Annotated in this window: 12 protein-coding genes; 3 read left to right on the top strand and 9 right to left on the bottom strand. The window is 70.4% G+C overall.

Going from position 1 to position 13,042, the window contains the following annotated elements:
* Nucleotides 1-252: hypothetical protein (locus ABZ862_RS16510; protein WP_360958194.1), on the top strand; the 252-nt coding region annotated here is incomplete at its 5' end.
* A gap of 121 nt (nt 253-373) precedes the next feature.
* Here the strand turns inward: ABZ862_RS16510 and ABZ862_RS16515 are convergent.
* From ABZ862_RS16515 to thyX, 3 genes are all read right to left on the bottom strand, one after another.
* Nucleotides 374-2,059 carry a ribonuclease J gene (locus tag ABZ862_RS16515; protein WP_360958196.1) on the bottom strand — a complete coding sequence of 562 codons (1,686 nt, stop codon included), beginning with the start codon at nt 2,057-2,059 and terminating at the stop codon, nt 374-376.
* A 173-nt stretch (nt 2,060-2,232) separates the two neighbouring features.
* Nucleotides 2,233-3,132, bottom strand: coding sequence for a 4-hydroxy-tetrahydrodipicolinate synthase (gene dapA / locus ABZ862_RS16520; protein WP_360958199.1), 900 nt, complete (start codon nt 3,130-3,132; stop codon nt 2,233-2,235).
* Nucleotides 3,133-3,387: 255 nt separating this feature from the next.
* Complete coding sequence (gene thyX, locus ABZ862_RS16525; RefSeq protein WP_360958202.1) at nt 3,388-4,128, bottom strand: FAD-dependent thymidylate synthase; 741 nt, start codon at nt 4,126-4,128, stop codon at nt 3,388-3,390.
* A gap of 219 nt (nt 4,129-4,347) precedes the next feature.
* Here thyX and ABZ862_RS16530 point away from each other — a divergent pair, with 219 nt between their 5' ends.
* Entirely contained in the window at nt 4,348-4,899 is a 552-nt protein-coding gene (locus ABZ862_RS16530) for a hypothetical protein (protein WP_360958205.1), read from the top strand.
* Between the two features lie 50 nt (nt 4,900-4,949).
* Here ABZ862_RS16530 and ABZ862_RS16535 read toward each other — a convergent pair whose 3' ends face one another.
* The 5 genes from ABZ862_RS16535 to rpsO form a co-directional block, all read right to left on the bottom strand.
* Nucleotides 4,950-5,402, bottom strand: a complete 453-nt coding sequence (locus tag ABZ862_RS16535) for a hypothetical protein (RefSeq protein ID WP_360958208.1) — start codon at nt 5,400-5,402, stop codon at nt 4,950-4,952.
* 13 nt (nt 5,403-5,415) lie between these two features.
* Nucleotides 5,416-6,168: a 4-hydroxy-tetrahydrodipicolinate reductase gene (gene dapB, locus ABZ862_RS16540; protein WP_360958211.1), complete on the bottom strand. Its 753-nt coding sequence runs from the start codon at nt 6,166-6,168 to the stop codon at nt 5,416-5,418.
* Nucleotides 6,169-6,279: 111 nt separating this feature from the next.
* Nucleotides 6,280-7,659, bottom strand: coding sequence for a pitrilysin family protein (locus ABZ862_RS16545; RefSeq protein WP_360958214.1), 1,380 nt, complete (start codon nt 7,657-7,659; stop codon nt 6,280-6,282).
* Entirely contained in the window at nt 7,656-9,890 is a 2,235-nt protein-coding gene (locus tag ABZ862_RS16550; protein ID WP_360958217.1) for a polyribonucleotide nucleotidyltransferase, read from the bottom strand. The genes ABZ862_RS16545 and ABZ862_RS16550 overlap by 4 nt, the downstream gene beginning before the upstream one ends.
* Nucleotides 9,891-10,346: 456 nt before the next feature.
* Entirely contained in the window at nt 10,347-10,634 is a 288-nt protein-coding gene (gene rpsO, locus ABZ862_RS16555) for a 30S ribosomal protein S15 (RefSeq protein WP_360958220.1), read from the bottom strand.
* Between the two features lie 289 nt (nt 10,635-10,923).
* On the opposite strand from rpsO, the gene ABZ862_RS16560 reads away from it, so the two are divergent.
* Nucleotides 10,924-11,217, top strand: coding sequence for a DUF397 domain-containing protein (locus tag ABZ862_RS16560; protein ID WP_360958222.1), 294 nt, complete (start codon nt 10,924-10,926; stop codon nt 11,215-11,217).
* Between the two features lie 151 nt (nt 11,218-11,368).
* On the opposite strand, the gene eccD is transcribed toward ABZ862_RS16560, so the two are convergent.
* Nucleotides 11,369-12,874, bottom strand: coding sequence for a type VII secretion integral membrane protein EccD (gene eccD, locus ABZ862_RS16565; protein ID WP_360958791.1), 1,506 nt, complete (start codon nt 12,872-12,874; stop codon nt 11,369-11,371).
* Nucleotides 12,875-13,042 lie beyond the last annotated feature (168 nt).

Below are 13,042 nucleotides of genomic sequence, written 5' to 3' on the forward strand. Positions count from 1 at the left end.
TATCTGGCGTTGATTTTTGGCACGCTGTTGAGTTCTCAAGGAACGGACGCTTCCTTTGTACTCACCCTCTCGGGCTTTCCTCCGGGCTTCCCTTCTGCTTCCAAGTCTACCAGATCGTTTTCCGATCCGATTTCCTCGGCGCTTTCCAGGTTCTCGCTCTTTCGGGCGATTTCCTTTCCGGCGCTCCCGACTTTATCAGAAGTTCTGAGCCGGGTTTTCCGCCCCTTCCGGGAAGGACTCCGGCAAGCATGAAGCTGCCGGTTCCCCATCGGGCGGAGTCGTAAACGTACTGGAGCGGGGTGCCCCGATGCAAATCGGCGCACCCCGCTCCGGTTTCCGTGGCCCTCGGGTCACACGGAAGGCCGTACGGGCGTCAGACCTCCACCACGACGGGGAGGATCATCGGCCGGCGGCGGTAGGTGTCGGACACCCACTTGCCCAGCGTGCGGCGGATCAGCTGCTGGAGCTGGTGCGGCTCCATGACGCCGTCCTGGGCCGAACGTTCCAGCACCTCCGCGATCTTCGGGGTGATCTCCGCGAAGGCGGAGTCCTCGATGCCTGAGCCGCGGGCCTGGATGTAGGGACCACCGGTGGTCTTGCCGGTCGAGGAGTCGACGACGACGAACACCGAGATGATGCCCTCGTCGCCGAGGATCTTGCGGTCCTTGAGCGCCGGCTCCCCGACATCGCCGACCGAGAGGCCGTCGACGTAGACGTAGCCCGCCTGGACCTTGCCGGAGATCTTGGCCCGGCCGTCGATCAGGTCGACGACGACGCCGTCCTCGGCGATGACGATCCTGTCGTGCGGAACGCCGGTCAGGGCGCCCAGCTCCGCGTTGGCCCGCAGATGGCGCCACTCCCCGTGCACCGGCATCAGGTTCTTGGGGCGGCAGATGTTGTAGAAGTACAGCAGCTCGCCCGCCGACGCGTGGCCGGAGACGTGGACCTTGGCGTTGCCCTTGTGGACGACGTTGGCGCCCCAGCGGGTCAGGCCGTTGATCACGCGGTAGACGGCGTTCTCGTTGCCGGGGATCAGCGACGAGGCGAGGATCACCGTGTCGCCCTCGACGATGCGGATCTGGTGGTCCCGGCTGGCCATGCGGGACAGGGCGGCCATGGGTTCGCCCTGGGAGCCGGTGCAGACCAGGACGACCTGGTGGTCCGGGAGATCGTCGAGCGTCTTGACGTCGACGACGAGACCCGGGGGGACCTTCAGATAGCCGAGGTCGCGGGCGATGCCCATGTTGCGGACCATGGAGCGGCCGACGAAGGCGACCCGGCGGCCGTGCTCGTGCGCCGCGTCCAGGATCTGCTGGATGCGATGGACGTGGCTGGCGAAGCTCGCCACGATGATCCGCTTGCGGGCGCTCGCGAAGACCTGGCGCAGGACGCTGGAGATGTCCCGCTCGTGCGGGGTGAAGCCGGGGACCTCGGCGTTCGTGGAGTCGGCGAGGAGCAGGTCGATGCCCTCCTCGCTGAGCCTGGCGAACGCGTGCAGGTCGGTGAGACGGTTGTCCAGCGGCAGCTGGTCCATCTTGAAGTCGCCGGTGTGCACGACCATGCCGGCCGGGGTGCGGATGGCGACCGCGAGGGCGTCCGGGATGGAGTGGTTGACGGCGACGAACTCGCAGTCGAAGGGGCCGATGCGCTCACGGTTCCCCTCGGCCACCTCGAGGGTGTACGGGCGGATCCGGTGCTCCTGGAGCTTGGCCTCGATGAGGGCGAGGGTGAGCTTGGAGCCGATCAGCGGGATGTCCGGCTTCTCCCGCAGGAGGAAGGGGACACCGCCGATGTGGTCCTCGTGGCCGTGGGTGAGGACGATGCCCTCGATGTCGTCGAGGCGGTCCCGGACGGATGTGAAGTCCGGCAGGATCAGGTCGATGCCGGGCTGCTCCTCCTCCGGGAAGAGAACGCCGCAGTCGACGATCAGCAGACGGCCGCCGTACTCGAAGACCGTCATGTTGCGGCCGATCTCGCCGAGGCCGCCGAGCGGGGTGACCCGCAGACCGCCCTCGGGGAGAGGCGCGGGCGCGTTGAGTTCAGGATGCGGATGACTCAAAAGACTCTCCTCACCACGCACGCCACGTACCGGGGGCACGTGGCGTGCGTGACGTTCGTGCAGAAGCAGTTGTCGTTGTGGGGTGGAACGGCGCAGGCACTTCGGTGGCCCGCGTACTCAGCTGTCATGCGGTTGTGTCATTCGGTTGTGTCATGCAGTTGTGAAGTCTGGTGCTAGAGCTGTACCCCGCCCGCGGCAAGATCGATCTTGAGCTGCTCGATCTCTTCCGGGCCGCACTCGACCATGGGCGCGCGCAGCGGTCCGGCGGGCAGGCCCAGGAGGGTGAGCGCGGCCTTCGTGGTCATGACGCCCTGGGTGCGGAACATGCCGGTGTAGACCGGCAGCAGCTTCTGGTGGATCTCGGTGGCCTTCTGGACGTCGCCCGAGGTGAACGCCTCGACCAGGGCGCGCAGCTCCGGGGTGACCACATGGCCGACCACGGAGACGAAACCGACGGCGCCGATGGACAGCAGCGGCAGGTTCATCATGTCGTCACCGGAGTACCAGGCGAGGCCGGAGCGGGTGATGGCCCAGCTCGCGCGGCCGAGGTCGCCCTTGGCGTCCTTGTTGGCGACGATGCGCGGGTGCTCGCCGAGGCGTACGAGGGTCTCCGTGCTGATCGGGACGCCGCTGCGGCCGGGGATGTCGTAGAGCATCACCGGCAGGCCGGTGGCGTCGGCGACGGCCGTGAAGTGGCGGTACAGACCCTCCTGCGGAGGCTTGTTGTAGTACGGGGTGACGACCAGCAGACCGTGCGCGCCGACGCGTTCGGCGGCGTGGGCGAGTTCGGTGCTGTGGCGGGTGTCATTGGTTCCGACGCCGGCGACGACGTGCGCGCGGTCGCCGACCGCCTCGAGTACGGCTCGTACGAGGTCCGCTTTCTCCGCGTCGCTGGTGGTGGGGGACTCGCCGGTGGTGCCGTTGACGATCAGGCCGTCGTTGCCTGCGTCCACCAGGTAAGTGGCGAGCCGCTGCGCGCCGTCGAGGTCGAGTGCGCCGTCCGCCGTGAAGGGCGTGACCATGGCGGTGAGGACCCGCCCGAAGGGGGTCTGCGGAGTCGAGGTCGGAGCCATGGGTAACACGCTACTCGCTGCTCACTGCCAGGTCTGCCTGCGGGGCGGGCGACAGGTGCGGACAAATGCGGAGCCCGGCACTGCCCGCTCGGGGGTTCAAGCAGTGCCGGGTCCGTTTGATCAGGCTAGATGAACTTCAGCAAAAGCCGCAATACGGACACCTCGGAAGGCTGAACCGTACATCTGTCCTCGACTCGGCCGGGTCCGCGACGGGCGCCGACGGCGTGCACCTGCGGCGCGCAGCGGCGGCGGGCGCTACGGTGCGACCCGGCCGTTCTGGTTGAACGCGGCGTGGGTGAGCGGCATGAGGCCGGCCCACAGGGCCTCCATCTTCTCGCCGACCATCTCGATCTCCCGCTGCGGGAAGGACGGCACCTTGGCCAGCTCGTGCTGGGTGCGCAGGCCCAGGAAGTGCATCAGCGAGCGGGCGTTGCAGGTGGCGTACATCGAGGAGAACAGGCCGACCGGGAGGGTGGCGCGGGCGACCTCGCGGGCCACACCGGCGGCGAGCATCTCCTGGTACGCCTCGTAGGCGTGCCGGTAGGAGTCCTCCATCACCCGGCCGACCAGCTCCTGCTGACCCTGGGTGCCCTCGACGAAGCGGTACTTGCCGGGACGGCCCTCCTGGACCAGCTTGCGGGACTCCCCGGGGATGTAGAACACCGGCTGGAGCTCCCGGTAACGGCCGGACTCCTCGTTGTAGGACCAGCCGACCCGGTGGCGCATGAACTCGCGGAACACGAAGATCGGGGCGCTGATGAAGAAGGTCATCGAGTTGTGCTCGAAGGGGCTGCCGTGCCGGTCCCGCATCAGGTAGTTGATGAGACCCTTGGAGCGCTCGGGATCCTTGCCCAGCTCCTCCAGGGACTGCTCGCCGACGGTCGAGACGCGGGCGGCGAACAGCACATCGGCGTCCGAAGCGGTGTGCTTGACCAGCTCGACGGTGACATCGCTGCGGAAGGCCGGCTTCGGGTCGTCGGCGGGGGTGTCGGTCACGGCTCGGGGGGTCCTTCCATCGCGTCTGTCGGGCGGCGCCCACTTTACGGCGCGGCACCGGTCCTCTCCTCCTCCGCGGCCTCGTCCGCCGCGCGAACGGCATCATTGGCACGAATGCCTCAGCACGTACCCCCTTGGCCCTCCGAGGGTGGTGAGCAGCAACGACGGCGGATAGCCTCACCGGGCACAGCCCACGCATGGATGGAGTGAGGATCCGTCGTGCCCCTGCACTTCCTGACAGCCGACCGCGCCTTCGAGGCGGCCGACGTCGCGCTGCCGTACGACGACCCCGACCGCTGGCGGCGTCCTTACCGGCCGGGCCCGTGGCGCGTCGGGGCGGCGGCGCTGTGGCTGCTGCTCGCCTCGTACCTGCTGTTCGCGGCCGTCGCCCTCGCGCTCACCGGGAAGGTCTCCGACGCGGGGATCGTGCTCGGTGCGGGTCTCGTGGTCATCGCCGGTGCGGTGCGGCTGCTGCGCATGGGTGTGTGGGTGAGCGCGCGCGGACTGCGGCATGTGGGCTTCGCCGTCACGCGCAGTGTGCCGTGGGGGCGGGTCGTCACGGTGCGTACGGTGCAGCGGCCGGTGCGCTGGCTGGGTCTGCCGCGGACCGTGCAGGGGGAGGCGCTGACCGTCGTACGGCGGGACCGGGCACCGGAGGAGACCCCGGCGCTGCTGACCACACACAACGCGGACTTCCTCGGGCGCCCGGAGGCGTTCGACCGGGCGGCCGACACCGTGGAGGCGTGGGCCGCCGAGCACCGGCTGCGCTGAGCGCCCGTACGCCGCGGCTGGCGCCCGTACACCGGGGTCGCCGGCCGCGCTCAGGCGCGGACCGGCCTGCCGTCGTGCAGGGCTATCGCCCGTTGCATCGCCCTGCGGGCCCGGGGCGTGTCGCGGGCGTCGTGGTAGGCGACGGCCAGCCGGAACCAGGTGCGCCAGTCGTCGGGGGACGCCTCCGTCTCGGTCTTGCGGCGGGCGAAGACCTCGTCGGCCGAGTCACGGTCGATACGGCCGCCCGGGGTGCGTTTCAGCTCGTCGACGGGCAGGCCGCCCTCGGCGTCGAGTTCGGCGGCGAGAGCGTTGGCCCTGCGGACGAAACGGGTGTTCTGCCACAGGAACCACAGCCCGATCAGCGGCAGGATCAGCACCGCCACGCCGAAGGTGACGGTGAGAAGCGTGCCGGCCTGGATGAGCATGACACCGCGGCTGCCGACCAGGACGAAGTAGAAGACCAGGACGGCGGCCGTGACGGTGTAGGAGATCTTCGCGCGCATCGCGGGTCCGGTCTCAGCCCAGGTCCATGAAGTGCTCCAGGCCGTAGGTCAGGCCCGGGGTGTTCACCACACTGCGCACACCGAGCAGGATGCCCGGCATGAAGCTGCTGTGGTGCAGCGAGTCGTGGCGGACGGTGAGGGTCTCGCCCTCGCCGCCGAGCAGGACCTCCTGGTGGGCCAGCAGACCGCGCAGCCGGACGGCGTGCACCGGGACACCGTCGACGCTGGCGCCGCGGGCGCCCTCCAGGGCGGTGGCCGTGGCGTCGGGCGCGGGGGCGGAACCGGCCTTGGCGCGGGCCTCGGCGATCAGCTGGGCGGTGCGGGTGGCGGTGCCGGACGGGGCGTCCACCTTGTTGGGGTGGTGCAGTTCGATGACCTCGACGGACTCGAAGTACGGCGCGGCGATCTGCGCGAACTTCATGGTGAGGACGGCGCCGATGGAGAAGTTGGGCGCCACGAGGACACCGGTCTCCGGCGACCCGGCGAGCCAGCCCCGCAGCAGGGCGAGGCGCTCGTCGTTCCAGCCGGTGGTGCCGACGACCGCGTGGATCCCGTGGTGCACGCAGTAGTCGAGGTTGTCCATGACCGAGGCGGGCGTGGTGAGTTCGACGGCGACCTGCGCGCCGCTCTCGGTGAGCCGCTCCAGCGGGTCGTCACGGTCGAGGGCGGCGACCAGGTCCAGATCACCGGCGGCCTCGACGGCCCGGGCGGCCGCCGAGCCGATGCGGCCCTGGGCCCCGAGGACCGCCACGCGCAGCTTGCTCATGTCTCTTGCTTCCTTCAGCCGAGGACGGTGGTACGGGTGTGAGGGTGTACGGGTCCGCCCGTGACGAGCGGGTCGGGTCGGGTCGGACCGTGGTGAGCCGGGTCGGACCGGTCAGGCGACGGCGTCGTGGAGACGTGCCGCCTGTTTGTCCTTGAGCGGCCCTATGACGGACAGCGACGGGCGCCGCCCCAGGACGTCGCGGGCGACCGAGCGGACCTCGTCCGGGGTCACGGCCGCTATCCGGGTCAGCATGTCGTCGACCGACATCTGGTCGCCCCAGCACAGCTCGCTCTTGCCGATGCGGTTCATCAGCGCCCCGGTGTCCTCCAGGCCGAGGACGGTGGAGCCGCGGAGCTGGCCGATGGCGCGGCCGATCTCCTCGTCGGACAGGCCGTGTTCGGCGACGTGGTCGAGTTCGTCGCGGCAGATCTTCAGCACGTCGTGCACCTGGCCGGGGCGGCAGCCCGCGTAGACGCCGAACAGGCCGCAGTCCGCGAAGCCGGAGGTGTACGAGTAGACGCTGTACGCGAGGCCGCGCTTCTCCCGGACCTCCTGGAAGAGGCGGGACGACATGCCGCCGCCCAGGGCGGTGTTGAGGACGCCCATGGCCCAGCGGCGGTCGTCGGTGCGGGCCAGGCCCGGCATGCCGAGGACGACGTGTGCCTGCTCGGTCTTTCGGTCGAGCAGTTCGACGCGGCCCGCGGTGCGCAGGGTGCGCCGTCCCTCGCGCGGGGCGCGGGGCACGGCGTCCGCCGTCCGGAGGGCGCCGGCCTTCTCGAAGGCGGCGCGGACCTGCCGTACGACCTTGGTGTGGTCGATGTTGCCCGCGGCGGCGACGACGAGGTGCGTGGGGTCGTAGTGCTTCCGGTAGAAGCGGCGGATGCGGTCCGCGCCGAGGGCGTTGACCGTGTCGACGGTGCCGAGGACGGGGCGGCCGAGGGGGTTGTCGCCGAACATGGTGTGCGCGAACAGGTCGTGCACACAGTCGCCCGGGTCGTCCTCGGTCATCGCGATCTCTTCGAGGATGGCGCCGCGCTCGACGTCGACGTCCTCCTGCCGGATCAGGGAGCCGGTCAGCATGTCGCAGACCACGTCGATGGCGAGCGGCAGGTCGGTGTCGAGCACGCGCGCGTAGTAGCACGTGTACTCCTTCGCCGTGAACGCGTTCATCTCGCCGCCGACCGCGTCGATCGCGGCGGAGATGTCGAGCGCGCTGCGGCGTGCCGTGCCCTTGAAGAGCAGATGCTCCAGGTAGTGGGTGGCGCCGCCCAGGGCCGGCGTCTCGTCGCGGGAGCCCACGTGCGCCCAGATGCCGAAGGTCGCCGAGCGCACGGAGGGCAGCGTCTCGGTGACGACGCGCAGACCACCCGGAAGAATGGTCTTGCGGACGGTGCCGATGCCGTTGCTGCCCTTGATCAGGGTCTGGGTACGGGCGACGGCCCGCGCCTCCGAGGAGGTTCGGGCCGTCGCCGTGGAGTTGTCCGATGTCACTTGTCGTCCGCGCCGCCGTCGGCGGCGTCCTTCTTCGCGTCGTCGGAGTCCTCGCCCTCGATCACCGGGATCAGGGAGAGCTTGCCGCGGGAGTCGATCTCGGCGATCTCGACCTGGACCTTGTGGCCCACGCCGAGGACGTCCTCGACGTTCTCCACGCGCTTGCCGCCGGCGAGCTTGCGGATCTGCGAGATGTGCAGCAGACCGTCCTTGCCGGGCAGCAGGGAGACGAACGCGCCGAAGGTGGTCGTCTTCACGACCGTGCCCAGGTAGCGCTCGCCGACCTCGGGCATCGTCGGGTTGGCGATGCCGTTGATCGTGGCGCGGGCCGCCTCGGCCTGCGAGCCGACCTGCGCACCGATGTAGATGGTGCCGTCGTCCTCGATGGTGATCTCGGCGCCGGTGTCCTCCTGGATCTGGTTGATCATCTTGCCCTTGGGGCCGATGACCTCACCGATCTTGTCGACCGGGATCTTCACGGTGATGATCCGCGGCGCGTTGGGGGACATCTCGTCCGGCGTGTCGATCGCTTCCATCATCACGTCGAGGATGTGGAGGCGGGCGTCACGGGCCTGCTTGAGGGCGGCGGCCAGGACGGAGGCGGGGATGCCGTCCAGCTTGGTGTCGAGCTGGAGGGCGGTCACGAACTCCTTGGTGCCGGCGACCTTGAAGTCCATGTCACCGAAGGCGTCCTCCGCACCGAGGATGTCGGTGAGGGTGACGTAGTGCGTCTCGCCGTCGATCTCCTGGGAGATCAGGCCCATGGCGATACCGGCGACCGGGGCCTTCAGCGGCACACCGGCGTTCAGCAGCGACATGGTGGAGGCGCAGACGGAACCCATGGACGTCGAGCCGTTGGAGCCGAGGGCCTCGGACACCTGGCGGATCGCGTAGGGGAACTCCTCGCGGGTCGGCAGCACCGGCACGAGGGCGCGCTCGGCGAGGGCGCCGTGGCCGATCTCGCGGCGCTTGGGGGAGCCGACGCGGCCGGTCTCGCCGGTGGAGTACGGCGGGAAGTTGTAGTTGTGCATGTAGCGCTTGCGGGTCACCGGGGAGAGGGTGTCCAGCTGCTGCTCCATACGGAGCATGTTGAGGGTGGTGACGCCCAGGATCTGGGTCTCACCGCGCTCGAACAGCGCCGAGCCGTGCACCCGCGGGATGGCCTCGACCTCGGCGGCCAGGGTGCGGATGTCGGTGACACCGCGGCCGTCGATGCGCTTCTTCTCCTTGATGACGCGCTCGCGCACCAGGGACTTGGTCAGGGAGCGGTAGGCGGCGGAGATCTCCTTCTCGCGGCCCTCGAACTCCGGCAGGAGCTTCTCGGCGGCGAGCGCCTTGACGCGGTCGAGCTCGGCCTCGCGCTCCTGCTTGCCCGCGATGGTCAGCGCGGAGGCCAGCTCCGGGCGGACGGCACCGGTGAGGGCCTCCAGGACGTCGTCCTGGTAGTCCAGGAAGATCGGGAACTCGCCGGTGGGCTTGGCGGCCTTGGAGGCGAGGTCGGCCTGGGCCTTGCAGAGGACCTTGATGAAGGGCTTCGCGGCCTCGAGACCGGAGGCGACGACCTCCTCGGTGGGCGCCTCGGCGCCGCCCTTGACCAGCTGGATGGTCTTGTCGGTGGCCTCGGCCTCGACCATCATGATCGCGACGTCGCCGTCCTCCAGGACGCGGCCCGCGACGACCATGTCGAAGACGGCGTCCTCGAGCTCGGTGTGCGTCGGGAACGCGACCCACTGGCCGTTGATCAGCGCGACGCGGACGCCGCCGATCGGGCCGGAGAAGGGCAGACCGGCCAGCTGCGTGGACGCGGACGCGGCGTTGATCGCGACGACGTCGTACAGATGGTCGGGGTTGAGCGCCATGATCGTGCAGACGACCTGGATCTCGTTGCGCAGGCCCTTCCGGAAGGACGGGCGCAGCGGGCGGTCGATCAGCCGGCAGGTGAGGATGGCGTCCTCGGAGGGACGGCCCTCACGGCGGAAGAAGCTGCCGGGGATCTTGCCGGCGGCGTACATCCGCTCCTCGACGTCCACCGTGAGGGGGAAGAAGTCGAGCTGGTCCTTGGGGTTCTTGGAGGCGGTGGTGGCCGACAGCACCATGGTGTCGTCGTCCAGGTACGCCACGGCGGAACCGGCGGCCTGCTTGGCCAGGCGGCCCGTCTCGAAGCGGATGGTGCGGGTGCCGAAGGAACCGTTGTCGATGACGGCCTCGGCGTAGTGGGTCTCGTTCTCCACCAGCGTTTTCTCCGTTACTTGTCGTCTTTCGTCCTCGCCTGCCCGTGTGGCAGGGGGACGGTCGCGGAGAGGCGCTCCTTCTGGTGCGGGCCGGTCTTCGATCGAAGCACCCGGGGCTCGCATCCCCCGGGGGCCACTACCGAGGACCGGCGGCGGCGAGGTGCGCGTCTCCTCGTTGTGTGTCGTGCGTCGTGCTGTGGGCCGTACGGCAGGGGTGCCGTACGGCTTGCGTTCGGTCGTGCGGCGGCGGCCCTGCCCGCGCGGCGGTCGTGCCGCGTTGCGCGTGCCGCGTGGCACGTGGTGCCCCGTACGTTGTCGTACGTTCTCGTACGTGGTGCTACCACACTACAAAGCGTGAGTGACACTCCGCACGTTTCCGCACGTACGTACGGGCTGTCCGTGTACGGCAAAGGGAGCGGTCCCCGATCACCGGGGAACCGCTCCCTTCACGGCGTCCTACCTGGCGCCCGCCGCACCGCGGCGGATGCCGAGGCGGTCGACCAGCGTACGGAAGCGCTGGATGTCCTTCTTCGCCAGGTACTGCAGCAGGCGACGGCGCTGGCCGACCAGGATCAGCAGACCCCGGCGGGAGTGGTGGTCGTGCTTGTGGGTCTTGAGGTGCTCCGTCAGGTCGGAGATCCGACGCGACAGCATCGCGACCTGCACCTCGGGGGAGCCGGTGTCACCTTCCTTGGTGCCGAACTCGGCGATGATCTGCTTCTTCGTGGCGGTGTCGAGCGACACGCGTGCTCCTCGGTGGGTGAGGGCCGACCGAGCGCCCCCGGTCTGCTTCTCGGGGGGCTTCCTCGACTCGGAGGGCGGTGGTCCGGCGGGCGCGGTCACCAGAACTCCGGGGACGCGCACACGAACGGCCGTCACTCAGGGTACCAGGAGGTGGCGGGGGGTCTCACCGGGGTATGCGGACCCCCGGACGGGCGGGGGCGGGACTACTAGGGTGAGCGGTGGACTGATCACGTCCGGCGCACGCGCACGAGGCGCGCGTGCGGACCACGTCGGGAAGGGGTCGCTGCGGATGGCGGAGACGGCGGAGGAGATCAAGGCCCGCAAGGAGCGGGAGCGGGACGAGCTGTACGCCCTCGACATCTCGGGGGTCGAGTGGCACTGCGCACCGGGCACCGAGCAGCACGAGGAGCGGGTCGAGATCGCCTATCTGCCCGAGGGGGCCGTGGCGATGCGCTCGTCCCTCGACCCGGACACCGTGCTCCGCTACACGGAGGCGGAGTGGCACGCGTTCGTCCTGGGCGCGCGGGACGGGGAGTTCGACCTGGAGCCGGTGGAGCCCGACGAGGCGCCGGCGGCGGAGTGAACAGCCCGCGGTGATCGCGGGGTGCGGGGGGCCGCGGACGTGAACAGCGGGGAGGAGGGCGGCACACGCGTGCCGCCCTCCTCCCCGTGGTCCCCGCAGGCTCCGCCGCGCCGCTGCCTGCCGTTCCCGCGTCGGTCCCGCTCCGTGGGGGCTAGCTGGTCATCGCGCGGGCCCGGGCGTAGACGTCGAAGACGGCGAGTGCCAGGGGGATCAGGGTGAGCAGGACGAAGCTCTCCGCGATCTCCAGGAACCGGCCCCAGAAGGGCGTGAGCCCGCGCCGCGGGGTGATCAGTCCGATCGCGGTGACCAGGGCCGTGGCCACGCCGACCGCCGCGGCGAGCCAGACGCTGCGGATGTCGAGGGCGGTGGTGTCACCGTGGAGGGCGTCGAGCACATAGCCGTGGGGCGGGTTCAGGGCGAGCCCGAGGCCGAGGAAGACGATCGCGGCGAGGCCCGCGGCCAGGGTGGCGCCGACCTGCGCGGTGTAGCGGAACAGGTTCGCCCGCATCAGCATCGCGACACCGGTCGCGAGGGCCAGGAGCTGGGCCCAGACGTCGCTGGAGAAGCCGAGGACGATCGACGCGCCCACGGCGAGCAGGGCGCAGCCTCCGACGAGACCCACCAGGAGTTCGTGCCCGCGCCGGGCCCGTGCGGACACCCGCTCGAGGTCCACCGGTTCGTGCGGGGCGGGCTCGCCGGTGCCGTAGCCGCCGCGGGAGGGGCTGGGCGGTTCGAAGCCGATGGGCAGCCGCGCGAAGCGCATGGACAGGCCCGGCAGGAAGGCCAGCGCCACCACGGAGAGCGGGGCGCAGACGGCGGCCGTCTCGATCGGCTTCAGTTCGGTGAGGACGGCGGCGAACGTGGTGACCAGTCCGATGGCGGAGGCCAGGACGAACGCCACGAAGGGCGCGTCGCCGCCCGGTGACAGCAGGGTCAGCACGAGGGACACGACGAGGACCGCCGTGCAGGCGAGGAGGAACTGGAGCCGTCCGATGCCCTGGCCGTCGGCGAGCGGCAGAAGTCCGGAACCGCCCACGGCGGCGTTCGGCAGGGCGCCGAGTCCCAGGGCGACGGCGGAGCCCCGGTCGTCGTAGACGCGCGCGCGCACGCACGCGACGGTGACGAGCAGGATGCCGGTGACGGCCGCGATGACACCCTGAAGACTGTGCATGTCGTGGTGGATCCGGGAGCTCCAGGCCACGAACGCGAGCAGCGCGGGCAGGATGCCGCCCGCGACGAGACCGGCGGCACGGGTGAGGTCGCCGTTCCACAGGGTGCGGTCGCGGGTGACGGCGGCGGCCACCGCCTCGGAGACGTCGTCGAGGACGGCGGGCGGCAGCGACTCGGCGAACGGGCGCAGGGTGAGCAGTTCGCCGTCGAGGATGCGCTGCGCCGTGAAGGACCGGGCACCGTCGAGCACGGTGCCGTCGCGCCGTACGAGGTGGTAGCCGACCGGCGCGCCCTCCGCGGGGCTCTGCTGGGACAGGCGGAGGATCTCCGGGTACAGGTCGGCGACCGGTACGTCGTCGGGCAGTGCCACGTCGATGCGGCTGTCGGGGGCCACGATGGTGACCCGGCAGAATCCGAATCCCATGCCCGCCCCGGACAGGGGTCCGGTGCCCGGACCCGTCGCGCCGGGCGGCGCGGAGGCCGTCATGCTCACCTGCTGTTCCCCCTTTGTCGGTGACGGGCGGGCGACGCCGGTGCCGCCGTGCGCCCTTCCGCCCGTGAAGTTGCCGTGCAGATCGTGCCGCGCCGTCCGCTCGTCCCGTCGTGTCCGGGCCTCGCGGGCAGGCGGTGGGAGTGAACCGCCGCGAACCGTCGT

Origin of the sequence: Streptomyces sp. NPDC047000 (assembly GCF_040644295.1) — a bacterium.
In the GTDB taxonomy this organism is placed as follows: domain Bacteria; phylum Actinomycetota; class Actinomycetes; order Streptomycetales; family Streptomycetaceae; genus Streptomyces.